At 39.9% G+C, this 20,403-nt stretch carries 19 protein-coding genes and 1 tRNA gene; 6 read left to right on the top strand and 14 right to left on the bottom strand.

Features of this window, described 5'->3' with window-relative positions:
- Positions 1-291: a hypothetical protein gene (locus CV014_RS23965; protein ID WP_236144314.1), complete on the bottom strand. Its 291-nt coding sequence runs from the start codon at positions 289-291 to the stop codon at positions 1-3.
- 90 nt (positions 292-381) lie between these two features.
- Positions 382-801: a hypothetical protein gene (locus CV014_RS23960; protein ID WP_236144313.1), complete on the bottom strand. Its 420-nt coding sequence runs from the start codon at positions 799-801 to the stop codon at positions 382-384.
- Positions 802-1,777: 976 nt separating this feature from the next.
- Between CV014_RS23960 and cysK the strand changes: the two genes are divergently transcribed.
- Positions 1,778-2,722: a cysteine synthase A gene (gene cysK / locus CV014_RS23955; protein WP_236144312.1), complete on the top strand. Its 945-nt coding sequence runs from the start codon at positions 1,778-1,780 to the stop codon at positions 2,720-2,722.
- Positions 2,723-2,856: 134 nt separating this feature from the next.
- Here cysK and CV014_RS23950 read toward each other — a convergent pair whose 3' ends face one another.
- The 8 genes from CV014_RS23950 to fdxB form a co-directional block, all read right to left on the bottom strand.
- A complete protein-coding gene (locus CV014_RS23950) occupies positions 2,857-3,375 on the bottom strand; it encodes an ArsC/Spx/MgsR family protein (RefSeq protein WP_236144311.1) in 519 nt (172 codons plus the stop codon).
- Positions 3,376-3,618: 243 nt separating this feature from the next.
- Positions 3,619-4,230, bottom strand: a complete 612-nt coding sequence (locus tag CV014_RS23945; RefSeq protein ID WP_236144310.1) for a cupin domain-containing protein — start codon at positions 4,228-4,230, stop codon at positions 3,619-3,621.
- Positions 4,231-4,235: 5 nt separating this feature from the next.
- The gene (locus tag CV014_RS23940) at positions 4,236-4,406 is read right to left on the bottom strand and encodes a hypothetical protein (RefSeq protein ID WP_236144309.1); all 171 of its coding nucleotides are present in this window, start codon (positions 4,404-4,406) and stop codon (positions 4,236-4,238) included.
- Positions 4,407-4,440: 34 nt separating this feature from the next.
- Positions 4,441-4,926 (bottom strand): hypothetical protein, encoded by a 486-nt coding sequence (locus CV014_RS23935; protein ID WP_236144325.1) that lies wholly within the window; start codon positions 4,924-4,926, stop codon positions 4,441-4,443.
- Positions 4,927-5,202: 276 nt separating this feature from the next.
- Positions 5,203-5,790 carry a cytochrome c oxidase subunit 3 gene (locus CV014_RS23930; protein WP_236144308.1) on the bottom strand — a complete coding sequence of 196 codons (588 nt, stop codon included), beginning with the start codon at positions 5,788-5,790 and terminating at the stop codon, positions 5,203-5,205.
- 458 nt (positions 5,791-6,248) lie between these two features.
- Entirely contained in the window at positions 6,249-7,913 is a 1,665-nt protein-coding gene (gene ctaD, locus CV014_RS23925; protein WP_236144324.1) for a cytochrome c oxidase subunit I, read from the bottom strand.
- A gap of 57 nt (positions 7,914-7,970) precedes the next feature.
- Entirely contained in the window at positions 7,971-8,942 is a 972-nt protein-coding gene (locus CV014_RS23920; protein WP_236144307.1) for a cytochrome c oxidase subunit II, read from the bottom strand.
- Positions 8,943-9,388: 446 nt separating this feature from the next.
- Positions 9,389-9,682, bottom strand: a complete 294-nt coding sequence (gene fdxB / locus CV014_RS23915; RefSeq protein ID WP_103139837.1) for a ferredoxin III, nif-specific — start codon at positions 9,680-9,682, stop codon at positions 9,389-9,391.
- A gap of 1,103 nt (positions 9,683-10,785) precedes the next feature.
- On the opposite strand from fdxB, the gene CV014_RS23910 reads away from it, so the two are divergent.
- Positions 10,786-12,375: a helix-turn-helix domain-containing protein gene (locus CV014_RS23910; protein WP_236144306.1), complete on the top strand. Its 1,590-nt coding sequence runs from the start codon at positions 10,786-10,788 to the stop codon at positions 12,373-12,375.
- 147 nt (positions 12,376-12,522) lie between these two features.
- On the opposite strand, the gene CV014_RS23905 is transcribed toward CV014_RS23910, so the two are convergent.
- Positions 12,523-13,359, bottom strand: a complete 837-nt coding sequence (locus CV014_RS23905) for a prohibitin family protein (RefSeq protein ID WP_236144305.1) — start codon at positions 13,357-13,359, stop codon at positions 12,523-12,525.
- A 616-nt stretch (positions 13,360-13,975) separates the two neighbouring features.
- Between CV014_RS23905 and nfi the strand changes: the two genes are divergently transcribed.
- On the top strand, positions 13,976-14,641 hold the full coding sequence (nfi, locus tag CV014_RS23900; RefSeq protein ID WP_236144304.1) for a deoxyribonuclease V: 666 nt from the start codon (positions 13,976-13,978) through the stop codon (positions 14,639-14,641).
- 140 nt (positions 14,642-14,781) lie between these two features.
- On the opposite strand, the gene CV014_RS23895 is transcribed toward nfi, so the two are convergent.
- Together CV014_RS23895 and trhO are read right to left on the bottom strand one after the other, a co-directional pair.
- Positions 14,782-16,218, bottom strand: coding sequence for an FAD-dependent oxidoreductase (locus CV014_RS23895; protein WP_236144303.1), 1,437 nt, complete (start codon positions 16,216-16,218; stop codon positions 14,782-14,784).
- Positions 16,219-16,341: 123 nt separating this feature from the next.
- The gene (gene trhO, locus CV014_RS23890; RefSeq protein WP_236144302.1) at positions 16,342-17,238 is read right to left on the bottom strand and encodes an oxygen-dependent tRNA uridine(34) hydroxylase TrhO; all 897 of its coding nucleotides are present in this window, start codon (positions 17,236-17,238) and stop codon (positions 16,342-16,344) included.
- 72 nt (positions 17,239-17,310) lie between these two features.
- Between trhO and CV014_RS23885 the strand changes: the two genes are divergently transcribed.
- Positions 17,311-17,383, top strand: a tRNA-Ala gene (locus CV014_RS23885).
- Positions 17,384-17,456: 73 nt separating this feature from the next.
- Here the strand turns inward: CV014_RS23885 and CV014_RS23880 are convergent.
- Positions 17,457-18,095, bottom strand: a complete 639-nt coding sequence (locus tag CV014_RS23880) for a class I SAM-dependent methyltransferase (RefSeq protein ID WP_236144301.1) — start codon at positions 18,093-18,095, stop codon at positions 17,457-17,459.
- A 258-nt stretch (positions 18,096-18,353) separates the two neighbouring features.
- Here CV014_RS23880 and CV014_RS23875 point away from each other — a divergent pair, with 258 nt between their 5' ends.
- Both CV014_RS23875 and CV014_RS23870 read left to right on the top strand, forming a co-directional pair.
- Positions 18,354-19,766 carry a 1-acyl-sn-glycerol-3-phosphate acyltransferase gene (locus CV014_RS23875; RefSeq protein WP_236144300.1) on the top strand — a complete coding sequence of 471 codons (1,413 nt, stop codon included), beginning with the start codon at positions 18,354-18,356 and terminating at the stop codon, positions 19,764-19,766.
- Positions 19,767-20,199: 433 nt separating this feature from the next.
- A partial coding sequence (locus CV014_RS23870; RefSeq protein WP_236144299.1) for a CHAD domain-containing protein occupies positions 20,200-20,403 on the top strand: 204 nt, incomplete at its 3' end.

The raw sequence follows: 20,403 nt of genomic DNA, 5'->3' as shown, positions 1-20,403 counted from the left end.
TTACTCCTGATTTGCAGCTTCAGAATTAATTGTTGTAGATTGTTGAAGATCAGGATATAGCCCTAAATTTTTTGCTAATTGACGAGCTAGAAAAAATAGAAACTTTGAGCCGTCCTGATTACCCTGATGGGCAAATGCAGTTGCTACTTGTACGATTGTCTCTACAAAATTAGCATCAATTAAATCCTTATGGGCTTCTAGAATTTCTGGTTCTTGACCATTGGGGCATTGTAACAATTCATCGATTAGGCTAAAGTAAGAAGTCTGGCGTGATTCTGTTACTTCGCTCATGGGGATTTTTCCTCAATAATGATGTGAATAACTTATGTTTAGAAAGAACTCGATATCTAGTTAAAAATTGATGGTTTTTGGATAAATATTTTATTGCTCTATACTTTGCTGCCACAGTCTTTCTAACATTTCTACCTGTTCTTTTAATATCGATGCTCGGTACAAAATATATCGATCATGAATAATGATTCCCAAGCCGACAAAAATAGGAATTAAGACAATAAACCATTGAATGATAATAGCAAGTTTATAAGTGTCGGTAATAGTTACCACTTGATTCATATTTTGATGAGGAGGTAGTGGGGTAACAATTTGAGATGAAGATGATTTATGATCACTACTTGATTGAGAATTGATTGGACTAATTTTATTAATATCAGGGTTGAATTTCTGTGTTCTAACGAACTCTGTGTGTTTTTCCCAAACTAAACTCAAGACTACTAGCCCAGGAGATATGACTGCTAAAGCAACTAGACAAACTGTGAGAACGTTTAACAGTTTAGGTTTCATCTTAGCTCCCCTTGCTAGGTAGTTAGCACTAGAAAATTAAATATCGTAATAATTTCATACGTTAATAGTCATAAAATCGAGATATAATTTGGATAATAAAGATGTTTAAAATACAAAAAAATCATAAGAGCAAACTGCTAATGCTTGAGATTCCATATTAAATCTCAGCGTTATTAGAAATGGATTTATTTGTCGATCGCAGTTAACTCAATCACTTTATTGTGATTAAGAAGTCCCCCCTTGTTCTTTGGTTTTACCCATTGAATTTCGGGGGGTAGAGGGGAATCTCTGCGTAAATCCTATAAGTTTTATATCAGTTGCAGTTTCTGCCCATAGTTTATGAGGAACAGATCAAGATTATTAAGTTTATTAATTTTGTACTCAATTTCTCAAATGATTGTATAGCAAGGATTACAAAAATAATTTGGGGTAAGGGTACTAGTATTTTCGGGAAGAGGTACTAGCATTAAGCAGATGGGGTTCTGGTATTTATATAATTAGATGCAAAGCTACTTGGGCTGATAGTTCAAGGTAATTTAGCTTGAGTAGTTTAGCTCAAAAATTTGTACTCAAGCAAAATCTATTTAATTGGTGAGTATGATATATCAATCAAGGATAAAATAACATTAATTTTTAGCAAATAAGTTAAGATATCTGTACTTATTATCAAGATTTAAAATATGGTTAATTTTTTATTGTTTGCGAGATTTATTTAGTAAAAACATTTGCTTTGAGACTAGAGGCTTAATTATATTTTGGAACAATAATGTAACTTAAGTAACTAAAAAATCTTAAAAAAATAATTATTAAATAAATGTCATTAAATAGCTTTTTTATTTACTGATACTGTGCTTTATTGAGATTACATTCCTCACGCTCACACATAGACATATCAATAAATTCAATACATCTAAGCTCATTGTTATAAGCTGAGTATTGTAAATATCTCTAAATGTAATTTTTTGGGAGTAATTTCATGCGAATCGCGCAGGATGTAACTGAACTTATTGGTAGAACTCCTCTAGTGCAATTAAATAAAATTCCTCAAACTGAAGGAGTAGTGGCCAGAATAGTGGTCAAATTAGAAAGTATGAATCCGGCTGCTTCTGTAAAAGACCGAATTGGGGTAAGTATGATCCTTTCGGCGGAAGCAGAGGGTTTAATTACACCAGGAAAAACGATTTTAGTAGAACCGACTTCGGGAAACACGGGAATTGCTTTGGCAATGGTAGCAGCAGCTCGTGGTTATAAATTAATTTTGACTATGCCAGAAACCATGAGTCAAGAAAGACGCGCCATGCTTAAAGCCTATGGTGCGACTTTAGAATTAACACCAGGTACGGAAGGAATGAAGGGTGCAATTCGCAAAGCCGAAGAAATTGCAGCCAACACACCTAATGCTTATATGCTGCAACAATTCCGCAACTCAGCTAACCCGAAAATTCACAGAGAAACTACCGCCGAAGAAATTTGGACGGATACAGACGGCGAAGTAGACATGGTAATTGCAGGGGTCGGAACTGGAGGAACAATTACCGGAATTGCAGAGGTAATTAAACAACGCAAACCCAGTTTTCAGGCGATCGCAGTTGAACCTAGCAACAGTCCTGTCCTCTCCGGTGGTGAAGCAGGTTCGCATAAAATTCAAGGGATTGGCGCAGGCTTTGTTCCCGATGTTCTGCGTTTGGAACTGGTAGATGAGGTGATTAGAGTCAGCGACGACCAAGCCATGAGTTATGGACGGCGTTTAGCCAAAGAAGAAGGCTTACTTTCCGGTATTTCCTCTGGTGCGGCTTTGTGTGCAGCTATTCAAGTCGGTAAACGTCCAGAAAACCAAGGAAAGCTCATTGTCATGATTCAGCCTTCCTTTGGTGAACGCTATTTGAGTACACCTATGTTTCAAAATGTGACTATTGATTAGGGGTTGGGGACACTTCGACAAGCTCAGTGCTTCGCTGGGGATTGGGGATTGGGAATGATTTATTTTGTTATTTATTCGCAACGTTTGTAGAGACATAGCATTGCTACGTCTCTACATTGGTTGTTACGAAATATTTAATGATGAGAACGTTGGTGGTTATGTTCTTGCTGGGAGTGATGGTTGCAATTACCTTGATGATCGTGGTGATGTGCATCACTGTGACCGTGACCACCGTGGGCGCAGCCTTGTAAATCTTGACTCATGAGATTTTCAGCCATTGCGCGAAAAGATTCGTCTACGGGTTTTAAGCCAATCCACGCATCAAGTGTTTCCACATCAAAACCAACTTCACGGCGATCGCCTACTTGAATTAAAGGACGACGAATTAACAGAGGATCGCGTAACATCAAGAATAAAGCGGTTTGTTCGTCTAATTTTTCAGGAACAATTTCACCGGACTTAATCTTGGGTGAAGAAGGATTAAACCACTGACTAACAGGGCGATCGCCAAAAAATGACCGCAGACGTTCTACTGTCCAAGGTTCACTCAGTAAATCATAAGCTATGACTTCATGTCCTGCCGCAGTTAACAAAACTTTCTGACGAGTACCACCTTTACAACCAGGTTTGCTATAAAAAATTACTCTAGCCATTGTATTTTCTCCTCTTAGTTGGGGATTGGGGATTGGGGATTAGGGATTGGGGATTGGGGACTGGGGATTGGGGATTGGGGACTGGTGACTGGGGATTGGGGATTGGAAGGTAGACAAGGTAGAGTTTTTTTTCTCAACTCATCACCTGCTAAACGCCGCGCTAATATTACTCAGCACTCACTACTCAGCACTCACCACTCATCACTCAGCACTCACTACTCAGCACTCACCACTCACCAGCACTCAAAACTTTTTCGCGCTATGGGTAACTACATCAAACTCAAAGCGTTGTTTGGGATCAGTTTCGCCATAAATATTAAAAGTCACAGTTGGTTCATCACCTACTGCTTCTACACTATGAATTGCATCAGGAGTAAAGCTGACAATATCTCCTGGAGATAGCAAAATTTCTCCCGTTGGCTCAATTTTGTCTGGGAATTCTGGGTGTTGAGTACGTCGCCAAACAGTATTTTTTTCTTGTCCTTTTAATACTGCTACTACTCCCCATGTTCCATGATTGTGAATATTGGATATGCTTCCTGGTGCAAATGTTACTGTTTGCACTGTTAAAGGAAAACCTAACTCATCATATAACAATAGAACTGAGGTTTTGGTTGTAGGAGAAGGCTCTAAATACTGGCTCCGCACCCAATAAGAATTCACAATCAAGCGGCGCACTAGCATTCGGATTTTGGGTAGACAAAGAGATTCATCTTCTACCCCATTAAGAACGTCCTCTATTTCAGTTAAAAACCGATATAGACGATAATTCTCTTGTAATAAATCCCAGCTTCTCGCAGATTTACACGCTTGATATTGACCGTCTCCTGTTAAGAGCCAATCCCTACCTTGCATAATATTTAAACTCTCAGTTGAGATATTTGGGGAAAAACAAACACTGGTGTAGTTATGTTAGGTAATTCCTCGCGGGGAAAAGTTGGTGAAATCACCTTAGAGGGAAATAGGTCATTACTAGCAGATGTAGATAAAGGTGTGTAGGGAGATGCGCTAAAAAATGAAAAATTATTCATGGCTGATAACTGTTGACTGTTAACGGTTAACTAATTAATCATCTTCTTCTGCTGGACGTGTCAAAACATCCATGAGGATTCTTGCTCCGAAATCATGTTTTGCGTCAATCTCTTGAACACGCAAACTGATTTCCTTGGCACGCTCGATTTCCCCTAACTTTGCTAATACCAATCCTGTAGCGGCATAAGCATTTAAGTACAACCTGATTGGTGGTTCTTCCCTCCGATTCACCAAGATAGGTTTAAGTTGTTCCCACTCATCAGGAAACTGTTCTGATTTTTTAATTTTATCTAATAATTGGCTAGTTATTTGCAATGCCAAGAAATAATTATTTTTATAAAAGAAAAATCTATAAGCTGCTACTAAGACATCGGTATTTTCCCCAGTTAGAGATAAGGCTTTTTGAATGTATTTTTCTGCTTCTAAAGTATTCTCCCAATTTTGTGCAGCTAAAATTAATAACTCTTTGACTTGTTCAGGAACTTGAAACCAGGAAAATTGGTTGGTGTTAGTTTGCATAATTTTATTTTTGGGAATGGGGAATGGGGAATAGGGCATTGGGCATTGGGAATGGGGCATTGCAATCACATTTCTCTATGTACCCGTACACTCTTAGGGACTTCCAGAAAATAAATTATCCAATTTCCAAGATAAGACATTGTTCTTTTCCCCTTGCACCCGTTCGGCTGACGCTCACGGCGGAAGCCTGCACCCTGCCCCTCTGCCTACACAGTGATAGTATATTTTTTAAGTTGGCAGTCCCTTATACCCCTACACCCCCATACCCCTACACCCTTAAAACAGTGTGAGAATGTAAATCAATGTGAAGAGAACAATCCAAATAATGTCTACAAAGTGCCAGTAAATTTCTGCCATTTCGATGCCAGTATGTTTAGTAGCAGAATAATGACCAGCACGACGCGATCGCCACAATACTCCTAAAATCAATAACAGACCGATAAATACGTGCAAACCGTGAAATCCGGTCATGATATAGAAGCAGTTAGCAAAGACGTTGGTAGTCAGACCATAGCCCAAATTTTGGTACTCATACACCTGACCCGCTAAAAATACTGCTCCCATAATAGCGGTGACGAGATACCAAAACCGCATTCCCCAAACACTATTCCTCTTAATCGCCATATCCCCAAAGTGAATGACGAAGCTACTAGATACCAGAATAATGGTGTTAATGGTTGGGACAAATAACTCTACCTCTGTTCCCTCTGGCGGCCAAACATCGGTAGTTCCCCGAAAAAATAGATAAGTAGCGAAGAAGCCACCAAACATCAAAGATTCGGAAATCAGGAACGTCAACAAGCCCCAAACTCGTAAATCAGGATGCGCCTCATGATGTTCATCATGCGCGGTTACAACAGTCATACCTACCTCTCTTACATTGTTGGTGATTAACTTCCCTTCTTTGCTACTGTGTATACACAAGATAATTTAGTCGATACATTAACAATGTCAGCTGATACATTCGCAATGTCACGCAATACATTCGCAATGCCAGCTAATACATTCGCAATGCCAGTCGATACATTAATAATGTCAATGCAGCAACTTGTGTATACACTGTAGTTTTAAAGATTGGCGTGAGGAAACTAGATTTTCTTAATCTCCCCAATGCACTGAAGGGATCAAGGGAAGTAATTTAACTTAGGTGTACACGGCAGCCTACAAGGAGAGGAGAAATATACTTATTCCTTTCCCAATCGGAAAAAGGGGTTGGGAGTTTTGACAAGCGTAGGTTTTTTATTTTATCAACCCCTACACTTTTACACCCCTACACCCTAAACCCGTGTTTTTTGAGTAAAGTGTCAAAAACCTACAAAGAGTTAGGTTGATGAACTGACTTCCGCAGAATGACCATATTCATAAGGGCCATGAGTTACCACAGGTAAAACTTCCCAGTTCTCTACTAAAGGAGGAGAACTAGTAGTCCATTCCAAACTCAAAGCTTCCCAAGGATTATCACCAGCTACTTCTCCTTGACTCCAACTCAGAATAATGTTGATGGCAAAGGGAATGACTGATAAACCCAAAATAAATGCCCCAATGGTACACAACTGATTCAAGTCTACAAATTGGGGGTCATACATGGCGACTCTACGAGGCATACCTTGCAAGCCTAACTTGTGCATTGGTAAGAAAGTCAAGTTAGTGCCAACTAAAGTGAGGAGAAAATGCACTCGTCCCCAAAATTCATTTAATTTGCGTCCGGTCATTTTGGGAAACCAGTGATAGATACCTGCATAAATCCCAAATACAGAACCACCAAATAACACATAGTGGAAGTGCGCCACTACATAATAAGTATCGTGGACGTGAACATCAAAAGGCGCAGTCCCCATTGTCACGCCGCTTAAGCCACCCATGACGAACATCGACAACAAGCCGATCGCAAATAGCATGGCACTAGTAAAGCGAATCTTACCACCCCACAGAGTTGCTACCCAACCGAAAATTTTCACACCGGTCGGTACAGCTACAATCAAAGTCGAGATGGTGAAGAACATCCGCATCCAGCCTGGTGTCCCACTGGTAAACATATGGTGTACCCAGACAAACAAACCGACAACGCAGATGGCGACACTAGAATAAGCGATCGCTTTATAACCAAAAATGGGTTTGCGTGCGTGGACGGGAATCACTTCGGACATAATGCCGAAGATGGGCAGAATCATTAAATATACTGCCGGGTGGGAATAGAACCAGAATAAGTGCTGGTAAATAATGACGTTACCGCCTGCATCTGGTTTAAAGAAGGAAGTACCAAAGTTGAGGTCAAACAGCAACAGTACCAAACCGGCTGCTAATACAGGCGTAGATAGCAGTGCAAGTACAGAAGTGGCTAAAATTGCCCAGCAAAATAGGGGTAATTGATCCCATTTCATGCTAGGAACTTTCATCATCAAAATGGTGACGACGAAGTTCACAGAACCCAGAATAGAAGAAGTCCCTACCAATACAATCGCTAAAATCCACAGACTTTGGGCGATGGGTGCGGTAACAAGACTCAAAGGCGGGTAAGCAGTCCAGCCAGATTGTGAACCACCAAAGATGAAACTCAGTAATAGCAATAATCCGGCTGGTGGGTTTAACCAAAAAGCGATCGCGTTTAATTTGGGAAACGCCATATCCCTCGCCCCAATCATCAAGGGGATGAGGTAGTTACCAAACCCCCCAATCGCACTGGGAACAATCCACAGGAAAATCATGATTGTCCCGTGGTTAGTCATGAAAGCGTTGTAGAGATTGGGATCAATGAAGTCCGCGTCTGGTGTGGCTAACTCAGTGCGAATGGCGATCGCCATCAACCCACCAATCAAGTAGAAAACAAAGGCTGTCACCAAATACTGGATGCCTATAACCTTATGATCTACGTTAAATTTGAAATAGTCGTGCCATTTCCAAGCAGGAGACTGTAAGGTGTGGCTAATCACCAGATTTTGCGATGGATTTTGATCTGGTGAATTCCGTGGAAATTCGATTTGTGTCATAAGTGTTGTTGTGACAATGCGTTCAGTTGTCATTTGTCGGAAATTGACAACTAAACCTTACTTCTGTAGTTGATACAAAGTTGCGGCATCAATCCCCAAATTTTGGCTAAGGGGTGCAAGAAACTCTGATTTGGACAAATTCGCCGGATTCACAGCTACAACCGTTTGTAGATGATGTTGTTGAGCCACTTGATTTTCCGTCAACCAGCTATCAAACTCTGCTGGTGTATGGACAACCACCTGTGTCCGCATTGAACCGTGATAACCACCACACAATTCTGTACACACCACCGGATATGTACCGGGTTTAGTGGCGACAAAACTCAATTGTGTCGGAATTCCAGGAATTGCGTCTTGTTTGATGCGGAATTGGGGAACCCAAAAGGAGTGAATTACATCCTGTGCGGTGAGATTCAGTTGCACAGCTGCGCCTACGGGAACATGAAGTTCTCCAGCCGAAACCCCATTATTGGGATAGTCAAACAGCCAAGCAAACTGCATACCAGTCACATTTACCACCAAATCCGCCGTTTGAGCTTGATGGGTGGGGGATGTACCAATCCCGATGCTAGGTGCAGTTTTAGCTGTTAAAGCATCATCAAGGGTTGCAGCAATAGCACTTCCAGAACTGTGATCTGCATGGGATACAGCATGGGGATGGCTTCCAGGTTCTAAACCTCCCATCCGGTTAAAGACATCCACACTGTAAATACCTAAGCAAATGACAATCAGTGAGGGAATGGCTGTCCAAAAGATTTCTAGAGGAACATTACCTTCTACTGGAACACCATCCGTATTGTCACCCCGACGACGGCGATATTTGACTAGAAAAATCAAAATCGTGCCTTCCACTACCAAAAATAGGGCAACAGCAATGGTAAACATAATATTAAAAAATCCGTCTACCAACGGTGCTTGTTCTGATGCTTCTACTGGTAATAGATTGTGATTTTGACCCATCCAAAGACTGATTACTCCAATTACTATGCCAGCAATTAGAGTCCATAATGAAACAGGAATTTGTTGCATAGTACCTGCTTTTTAGTTGGCGGTGTTAGGGTCTTATCCAATTTGGGATTTGGGATTTGGGATTGGAACTCAACGCAAAATCTCACATCCAAAATTACCTATGCCCATCTATAGGTTTTAAGATTTTCACCTGATAATGTTTTTTCGCTTATTCAATTTCTAACCCACGCCAACAAAAATTGGGGGATTTTTTCCAGATATCTTCATATCTATCCCCCAAAAACTTAACAATGTATTGTAAATATGATAAACAGAAAGCTTTGAGATTAATCCAAGCGATTCCTCCCAGCATTTAAACTGTTAGTAGCCATAGCAAGGATGATTTTGTTAATAATGAACAATTAGTAATTTACGCAGTTGTTGTTGATGAACTTTTATATATTCCCCTAATCTACCTTGCCACATAATTTTGATTCGGCTCCTAACAGTTTTTTGGGGCATCAAGCTTAGTTCTCTAGTGTAGAGTGGCTATAGCAATTTTTAGGACAAATCCGAGAACAAGCTTCACAGCCAATGCAGTTTTCTGGATGGGCGACTACCATGACTTTGCGCTCGATTTCGTCATCTTCTTCATCCTCAACAAATTCACCTTCTTCATTAAGTGCTTTCAAATCCAGCACAGAATAACCACATACTTTAATACATCTGCCACATCCGATACATTTGTCTTTGTCAATTGCTTGAGCAAATTTAGGTGTCCAAGTTTTGCCACCAAAGGTTACGCCTGTGAGGACTGCCATCGCTAAACTCCTGGCTATTCTGCCAATAAACTTGTTGGTAATTTAATCTTCATCTTACTTTAATTTTATCTACTTATTTTGTAATCAACAGATTAATTTGTGGGGAATTTAAATGCTAATTAGATACAAAATTTTTCCCCAAAATGTATTTCGCTTTAAATGAAAATTATTATTATTAGTGGTTTCCTTCCCCTCGATATACACAATAAAAATTATTCATCAAATAAACGATATCAATACTTTTGTAAACCTATCTATATAAAAATCTCATTTGATTACTTCAGGTAGTTAATCCAATAAGGAATAACCAACTGGATAGTGTTTGGCTCAAAAACTAAATATAAGTTATTATGCACAATCTTTTCAGAGATCATAGTTATTACTTGGATAAATAATTACATTTTAATTCACGCTATTTCCCTTAAATTACTTACAAATTCGTTGCTATTTATTAGCAAGTTATCAAAAATTACATAATTGCTTGACAGAATTGTAGCTTTTGCCACAAAACGCTTTTTCAGATACTTGTAAATCTATACTTTTTTTGCTCAAATTTTCTGGTAAATGATGATAAGTCATTTACTTAAGCAAATTGCTAGGAAATCATAACAATAATGATTTGTGATGCTAATAACAGACGATGACTTTGGCACAAATATTAAGATTATTAATAAATTCCTCAAGACTAATAATTATGTACACAAAAACTCAATCAAAACATTTTGGTTAAACTTTCGAGGTCAAGACAAAAATGTTCGTAAACTAAGTATTTCTATAATTCTTAAGAACCTTTCCTAAGCTCATCATGAACAAATTCACGTAAATATTTATGAAATCTTTATCTAAGAAAGCAACTAAATTAGGCTTAAATTAATAGCCTGAATTAGTTTGTAATTGGGTGCAAAGTCGAAATATGGATGTGAATAAATTATTAAGTAATTAGACTTTTCTTACTTAATAAATAAGTAGTACAACATGGCATAAATCAAGCAACCATTGCCAATTTCTACTGGTGATTTTTGTTTTTTAACCTTTACCTTGTGTACAGACACATCCAGGGGAGACTTAAGCCGAACATCTCAACGATTCAAGTGGGAAGCCATATGCCTTATACAATTCCTAACAAAAGTTGCGTTGGATGTGACAACTGCCGTCCCCAATGTCCTACGGGTGCAATCAAATTAGAAGGTGATGAGTATTGGATAGATCCTTGTCTTTGTAATAACTGTGAAGGCTATTATCCTGAACCGCAATGTGTAATAGCTTGTCCTATTAAATCTCCCATACCGTGGCAGGCGAAGAAAGGGAGATGCAAAGTTGAACCAAGAGATGCTACCAGTTCAGACTTATTTTCTAATGGTAAGAATAACCCATTTGCTTCGGCGATCGCCATTTGGGAAGCGTGCAATCTCCTAGCGCAGCGTACATCCCTGAATTGGGAAATCGACGACGCAGGCTATCTATGTTACCGCAGACAGGTGAACCAAGGACGGGGTGCGATCGCTTTTCACATCCAAGACCCATTTCAAGTCAACGAATGTGCCAAAAATATTAGTGTAATTGAAACCCTGGATATTCGCGCTACTTGTCTGCATCTGATTTTTGCAGCTTATGCCACAGTCTTAGACCAACCTTGGGAGCAAGAATTTGCCATTGACGAACGACAACTAGAAAAATATCTGGGACTAGAAAAACGTAAAGACCTCAACAAAGCCGCCAAACTCTCATTAATGAAGAATCTGGTACAGCAAGCTTGTTCACTGATGATTTCCCTTGACTGGCCACAGCAAGGCCGAGTCCCAGGTTTTACCGTCCAAAATAGTCGCTTGTGGCACTTAGTCAATATTCAACATCACTTTCAAGAAGATGACCTTGGCTGTAAATATCTCATCGGACTAACATTCAAAATCCGCGCTGGTCTTTGGTCACAATACTTCTTAAATAAACAAGGATGTAAAGAACGTAGTGCATTTTATCAGTATGGTAGTCTGCCTAAAACTGTCTTAACCACAGTTATGAGTATTTGGCAACAACATGAAGGTGCAGTCAGATTAATGTTGTGGTTGCTGTTTAAAACCAAAATGGGTAAGGAACAACGCATCACAGTTCCTACCTTACTCCGCATTGCCTATGGCGAAGAAAAAGTTACCCAAGCTTCCCGACACAGAGAAGAACGCAAACGCCTATTAAGAACATTTGAAAACGATTTAGAAGTTCTCAATAATTTAGGGATTAAACCCATATTTGATCCCATTACCTATCCCTTAGAAATTCAACCTTTATGGGCTAAATTGGTTGATATTCCTGAAGACCCTGATGAGGCTTTAGAATTTTGGATTAATGACGCTGGGGGGGAAACTCGTCTCACCGATACTGGCCCCCGTGGGAAATGGAATCTGTTAATGAATGCGAGAATTTTAGCTTTTGAATTACCTCCAGAATGGGAAAGACAAATTTCGGAATCAGAGAAAAAACAACGGCGTACAGCCAGAGTCAGACGGAAAATATCAAGCGCAAGCGATTTAGTTGGTGAGCAGATTTTGCAGGCACGCAAAAATTTAAATCTCTCGCAAAGAGAGTTAGCTAAACTCACAGGTAAAAGCCAGAGTTGGATTCGAGATGTGGAAAATGGTCGCTTAAAAGCCAAGTTAGAAGACCAAGCTATTTTGCGAAAAGTGCTACATATTGCTTAGTTGAGGAATGATTTTAATTGTGTGACGTTGAACCGCCGATATATTTGTATATAGTCTAAAATGATTGTGCATCGGCGGTTACAGTTATTTCTGATATAGTGAATTTTGCGTTTATGGAAAATAGGCGATCGCTGTCATTATGCAATATTAATTATTATTACTCGATAAACTACCAGGATTGATATTAATCAACGGTAAAGAACCGTTACCGTTTATCACCATTGGGAATTTACCGTCCCATTTTTCTATTGCTTGCTTTTGTAGTAACTCCGGCGTTAAAGTTAGCCTTTGTAAGCGTTGTGCCTCAGCCTGACCTTTGGCACGGTTAACCTCAGCTTGAGCTTCTTGAGTTGCTTTCTTGGCAATAAATTCTGCTTGCTTGGCTTCTTGTTCTGCTATTTGCTTAGATTCAATCGCCCTGCTAAACTCCGGTGAAAAAGAAAAATTCACCAGAGAAACATCATCAACTATCAAACCATAAGCCTGTAACCTATCTTTTAAATTCTTATCAATTTCTGCTTTTAATTCTGTGCGTCTTGTAATAATTTCTTCAGCCGTTTTTCTAGCAGTCGCAGCTTTTAAAACTTCCGATACGGCTGGCGTAATGATACCTGTCACTATTTGTTCTTTGTCTCCGACTTGTTGGAATACCTTATTGACTTTACTGGGGTCAATGTGCCAGTTAACAGCCAATTCTGTTTTCAACTGTTGCAAGTCTTTAGAAGCCGCATCAGCTTGAAAAGTATTTTGATGTACACGCACACTAATTCTGCGTACGGATGTCACACCCGGCATAATAGTATGTATTCCTTCATCTAAAACCCTATCTTGGACTTTGCCAAACTGCATAACTACACCACGTTCACCAGCGTTTACAATCGTAAACGGGCGAAATACAATAGCCAAAAATAAGAACAATATCCCACCACCCAAGTAGAAACCATATCTAGAGTTACCGTTATAATTATTAGAAGTATTACGCATATTTTTATTCTCCTGATGCACTAATTGACTATCGGCATCAAGGCAGCATAAATATTGCTCGACAGGCAAATCTTTATAATTTTTTACAAATCATTACTAGTAAACTAGGACAATCAAAAAAAACTATATTAATTACAGGACTTACGCAAGTGTCACAATCAATGGTAAGTGCGTGACGCTATAAGTCTTATTACTACGTTCAAATCGTTTCGCAGCGTCACACACCCTACATAAAAAATATGCCAGTTGCGTAAGTCCTAAATTAATGTAAACACAATAGAATAAATTTCGTAGTAAGGACTTTAGTCCTTTTTTGTTCCCTGCGGGACGCTGCGCGTTCGCGCAGCGTCTCGTAGAGAGAACTAAAGTTTTCACGACAAGCCTTTAATTATTTACCTTGTTCTAGCTTGAAAAAGGGGTGTGGGGGTTTAAGGGTAGAGGGGTGTAAGGAAAAGACTTTTTCATGTTTTCTTGTGTACGCAGTTCATGATGGCTACTTAATTTTCATACTCTCACTCAATGAGAAAGTGCCAATAAATAACAACTAGAGACAACTTTAGATACACAATTATCCATATCTGGTTCCGAAAAAAGATTTTAACTACTAATTAAAAATATGAAGATTTATCAACCTCATACTTGGCCGCAAACTTTAGAAGCAGCCATCACTATTCAAGAAGAATTACGCAACCAAGTAATCATACAGGATCAAATACCAGCAACAGTCAAATATGTTGCTGGGGTTGATATGGGCTTTGAAGCGGAAGGTACTATTAGCCGCGCAGCTGTAGCAGTGCTGAGTTTTCCTGAGTTGCAAGTCGTTGAAACACAATTAGCTTACCGTCCTACATCTTTCCCTTACATCCCCGGTTTTTTGTCATTTCGCGAAATTCCCGCCATCCTTGATGCTTTAGAAAAAATCCACACCACACCAGATATTATTTTGTGTGACGGACAAGGAATTGCTCATCCTCGGAGATTGGGTATAGCTAGTCACCTGGGAGTGATCATCAATACGCCAACAATTGGTGTAGCTAAATCATTACTAATTGGTAAGCACGAGGAATTACCAGAAGCTAAAGGTAGTTACCAACCGTTAATCTATCAAGGTGAAACCATTGGTGCAGTTTTACGAACTCGTGCGGGAGTTAAACCTGTGTATGTTTCTAGTGGACATAAAATCAGTTTACCGACGGCAATTGATTATGTGTTACGTTGTACGCCAAAATATCGGCTACCAGAAACTACCCGCATAGCCGATAAATTAGCATCTAATAGATAAATTTATAGCGGACTGACAAGCCTAATAATGATGGATTAGGCGTAGGTTGAGTTGAGCAAAGCGAAACCCAAAGCCATAACCAATGTTGGGTTTCGCCTTGTCACGCCACTACAATTTAAGGTTTACTTTATCAATCATCTCTAAGCTAACGCTTGTATTACTTGATCAATATTACGCCCATAAATTTTCTGCCCATATTGTTGCCAACTACTTTCAGAAGAATAGGGATTTCGATTTAAAGTTACTTCCTGAACATAAGCCATCCACGGACGACGTAATTGTTCATATTTTTGGAAAGTTGCTGCTATGGCTTGTGTATTATTCCAGTTATTATCTATGGCAATTTGGGCAATTAATAGTACCACCGCTAAAGCATCTTCTAAACCCTGATTAGCACCTTGAGCCATAAATGGTGGCATTCCATGCGCCGCATCACCAACTAAAACAACACGTCCTAAATTCCAAGTGGGTTGAATGGGTGGATTTTCAGAATCAGCAATCATTGCCCGATGAATATAATAAGGACGCTGTGCCATGTTTTCTGGAGGCGACAAACGGACTAATTGCTGAAGAATATCGGGAAATTCAGCTTGTTCAAAGGCTTGTAGAGCTAAGTTAATTAAAGAACCACCAGACTGATTTTGTAAAGCTGCTAGAGGTGAAGCGAAATGAATGAGATAACCAAATTGATTAGTAGTGCGACTGCGGAATAACATCATTCTTGTGTCTTCCATTTCGCCTACGTTTTTTCTAGATACCGCATCATGACAAATAGTAGTAATTGGTGAATTCTGCAAAAATTTCGCTTCAATTTCTGCGCCTAACTCCTGATTAATATCAACAGTTTCTCGACACAATATAGCAGCAAATCCAGAATATTCTGGCTTGGCATAATTTTCGTAAACACTATCTTTGTAAAGCACTTGACGAACTGTAGAATTAATTCCGTCTGCTGCTACGACTAGCCTAGCTCGAAATGATGTATTAGTAACTGATTGTTGATAATTATGATCTAGTTCGTCGGTTTTATTCTCTTGCCAATGTGCATAGGGATTGTTTTCTGGTGTCATATCAGAAATACAATCTATCCGCACACAATGATTTTCTGGTTCATCGATGACATTAACACAACGGTGATTAGCTCTGACTATTTCTGATGGTAATTGTTGTCTGAGAGTTGTTTGTAAATCATACCATGCTAGTGAAACTCTTCCCTCGCCATATTCTTGGAACCAATGATCAAAACTCAGAGGAACTGAGCGTATTTCCTGCCCTTGTAAGTTGCGGTAAAACCACTTATGAGCAGGTTTAGTAGACTTTTCTTGTGGATTTGATGATGGGGAATTCAACGCACCAAGGGCTGCATTTTTAACAGCTTCATAAGCATGATTTGCTATATACTTTAGCGATTTCAATCCGTTGGGAAGCAGATCCAAAATTTGACCGACTCGGCGAAATGCGTGGGTTTGATCTAACACCAAAATATTGTTAATTCCTCGCTGGCGTAAACCAATAGCAGTTGCTAACCCAATTGGCCCAGCCCCGACTATAACAACATCATAGATATCATTTAGCATGATTTTACTTACAACCCTAACTATTTTTATCCAAATAATAAGGTCTAAAACCTCGCTTTCTTGCTCTCTTAGTTAAAATTTCAACTCTTGCTGTTGATTTTTCTGCCCTGCTCCCCCACTCTCCTACTTTTCATTCTGTAACTGGTATTGTCGCCATTTTTCTTGCTGACGCACTCTCTTTTCTGGGGTGAGATGATCAAAACAGTGGGGACAAGACATCCCTAATTCATATTTAGGTGAGGCTTTATCTTCTTCTGATAGAGGATGTCCACAACAAAAGCACAATTCATGATTTCCTGTTGCTAAACCATGACCTACAGCGATGCGTTCATCAAAAACAAAGCATTCCCCTTCCCATAGGCTATTTTCTGGGGGAATTTCTGCCAAATATTTGAGAATGCCGCCTTTGAGGTGATAAACTTCCGTAAAACCTTGGGAAAGCATAAAGGCAGAAGCTTTTTCACAACGAATTCCCCCAGTACAAAACATGGCTACTTTTTTATGTTGATTGGGGTCAAGGTTGTGACTGACATATTCAGGAAATTCACTGAAAGAATTAGTTTGAGGATTTTGCGCCCCTTTGAAAGTTCCGATATGCACTTCGTAATCGTTGCGGGTATCGATGACGGTGACTTCTGGATCAGAGATTAAATCATTCCATTCCTGGGGTGTAACGTAAATACCCACTTGTTGATTCGGGTCAACTTCCGGCAAACCCAAGGTAACGATTTCTTTTTTCAAGCGGACTTTCAGCCGTTCAAAGGGTGGTGTCTGTGCCGTTGATTCTTTGTGTTCTAAATCAGCAAATCGGGAATCCGCACGCAGATGACTTAGAACCGCGTCTATAGCTGGACGTGAACCTGCGATCGTGCCGTTAATTCCTTCTGGGGCTAACAAAATAGTTCCCTTAATATCTTGTGTCGAGCAGTAAGACAATAAGGGGGCTTGCATCTCCTGAAAATCCGGCAAACTTACGAATTTATAAAAGGTGGCAACAATTTGAATATTTTTTTCGTTCATCCCTTTGGCAAAATTACAATTTTCAGGTATATTTATGTAAGTGGAATAAAATTACACGTCTTTTTATTTTACGGGGGTTTAGCTCAGTTGGTAGAGCGCCTGCTTTGCAAGCAGGATGTCAGCGGTTCGAGTCCGCTAACCTCCATTTTACTGTAATCTTACTTAGTTTTTGTCTGTGGGCAAGCAGAGAGAGAGGATAAAAGCTTGTGGCTCAGTTGTTAGAGTGAACGCTGGAAGACTACAGAAAGATTATTTGCTGGCATTTGGTAAGTACCTTTTAGGTGAAGATTTTCTTGGTTAGCGACTGCTACCACATCCTCTAAATTGCGTACGCCCCATTCGGGGTTTTGGGTGCGTAAAGATTCGTCAAAGGCTGCGTTACTGGGTGCGGTATGTTCTCCACCCTGTTTATAAGGCCCATATAAATAGAGAATACCGCCTGGGGGTAAAATGCGCCCAGCACCCGCCATGAGTCCCAAACAGGCTGACCAAGGGGAAATGTGAATCATATTAATGTTCACAATGGCAACTATGGGTGAGTAGTTACGGCTTTGGTCTGTTTCTACAGGCCAAGTTGGTTGTATTGCATCCAGTTCTATAGGGGGATAGAGATGATCACTGGGAAAATGTTCTGACCAGGCTGTAATACTAGCACGTAATTCGGGGTTAGGGTCAGAAGGTAGCCAGCAACGGGGACTAAGACGGGAAGCAAAAAAAACAGCGTGTTCACCAGTACCACTGGCTATTTCCAAAATTGTGCCGTTAGGAGGTAATACTTGCAGCAATATTTCTAAGATGGGTTGACGATTGCGCTGTGTAGCTGGGGCGTATTTGCGTGCGTCTTGTGATGTATTCATCTGATGGTATAGTTTGCCTGGGATATTCATCTGATAATTAAGGTAACAGCGATCGCCTATCCTATTTTCATCTTGTCTTGGGAATGAAACTATGACTCAAGCTTTACACCAGCTAATGAAATTCGATGAATTCATTGCTTGGTATCCAGACAATCCAGAGCAACATTACGAATTACTAGTCATTAGTCATTAGTCATTAGTCATTAGTGTTCTTTCCTTGTCTCCCCAATCCCCAATCCCCAACCCCCGGAGAACCCTTTGCCTAAATTCATCACCTCTACCCAACCTGCACTCAAATTCATCCCCTACAGTTTCAATCCGTTGGTGGTGAGAATTTTTCATGCGGTGCTACCGTTTATCCTGAGATTTCGGACTCGTCCTTGGCTACCTGCGGGAATTGTACAGGTAGAAGGCAAAAATGCTGAAATCTTGGCAGAACTCTATGGACAATTTCAGGCTGGTAAAATTCGCCTGTTGATGGCTTTTCGTCACCCAGAGGTAGAAGATCCTCTGTGTGTTCTATATATGTTGTCTCGGATTGTGCCGCAGGTCGCCCGTGAGCAAGGTATCAAGTTACAATATCCTCTCCATAGTCATTTTATCTATGACCGAGGAATGACTATCTGGGCTGGTAATTGGTTGGGGTGGTTGTTTTCCCGCTTGGGGGGTGTGCCGGTACGTCGCGGAAGACGGTTAGATAAGCAGGCGATTCAAATGGCGCGGAATTTATTTGCGAATGCTCAATTACCCATCGCCGTTGCTCCTGAAGGTGGTAATAATGGTCACAGTGGTATTGTTAGTCCCCTAGAACCTGGGACGGCGCAAATGGGGTTTTGGTGTGTGGAGGATCTGCACAAGGCTAACCGGAATGAGACTGTGATTATTGTGCCGGTTTCAATTCAATATCAATATATTCAGCCACCTTGGTCAAAATTAGATCAATTACTCAGTCAACTAGAAGCTGATAGCGGTTTACCTGTTCAATCTGTTGGTGATCATAAAAATCAGCCAGAAATCTATCATCAACGAATTTGTCGCTTGAGTGAATATCTAATTACGGAAATGGAAGAGTTTTATCGCCGCTTTTATCATCAAGATATCCCGAAAGCCAACGCCTCTGAAACTGCTACTATTGCCAATGAAGTATTTATAGAGAGACTACATCGCCTGCTAGATAAAGCTTTACAAGTTGCGGAACAGTATTTTGGTGTGCAACCACAGGGTAATTTTATTGACCGTTGTCGCCGTTTAGAAGAAGCTAGTTGGAACTTGATTTATCGGGATGACTTAGGAGATATCAATACATTACCACCTCTGCATAGAGGGCTTGCTGACTGGGTAGCCCAAGAAGCAGACTTGAGGGTACAGCATATGCGGTTAGTAGAAAGTTTTGTGGCGGTGCAAGCTAATTATCTCCAGGAACAACCCACGGCTGATAGATTAGCGGAAACAGCTTTACTGATGTTTGATATGTTATCGCGAATTCGTTCATCTACATTACCAGGGCGATCGCGTCTAGGTTTCCGCAAAGCCATCATTAAGGTAGGTGAACCAATTTCTGTCACTCAACGCTGGGAAAAAGTACAAGGCGATCGTTCAGCAGTTAAACGTGCTGTTAACGAACTAACGCAAGATATACAAACAGCATTAGAAACATTAATTCAGGAATAACTACTGAAAAATTGACCGCAAAAATATCAAGCAAGCTGTTGATGATAGTTAGCAAATATTGATAAATGTTGAATAACAATATAAATTGCTGCTTCTATTCCTGATTTTGGACATCTGCGTCATCATGTAATGGCAATTATGCGGGATAATTTTCAATTACTTTGATAAGTAAATGCAACCTATTTGCAACTTCTAATTAAATCTGAAATTTTTCGGATGTAAATCACAACATATGATCAAGATTTAATTTTTCTAAAATCTCTTCCTATTCCCTATTTCCTTTTGACTACCTAAACAAGTATGCTCAGTATACAAATATTATTTCTATACTAAAATAGTTTACTCATCTAAAAATACAAGTCTCAAGCCGAGAGATATAAATTTTTAACTAATGCTATTATGCAATAACCTGCTTAAATAATTGCTATAAACTATGAAAATAGCTACAGAATCCACTCTCAAAACACTAGGAAACTATGCTTATCAGGCAATTCAAAAACACTTTAATAAAATCTTGAAGTGGGAAAAACCTGTTAAGAAAGATGAAGATCCAGAAGCATTACATCAAATGCGTGTAGGTATGCGACGTTTACGTACAGCCGTTAGTCGGTTTGAGATAGTGTTAGACCTACCCCAA

Origin of the sequence: Nostoc sp. CMAA1605 (assembly GCF_021596505.1) — a bacterium.
Taxonomy (GTDB): Bacteria; Cyanobacteriota; Cyanobacteriia; order Cyanobacteriales; family Nostocaceae; genus Trichormus.
This window is presented reverse-complemented; position numbering and strand designations above follow the sequence as displayed.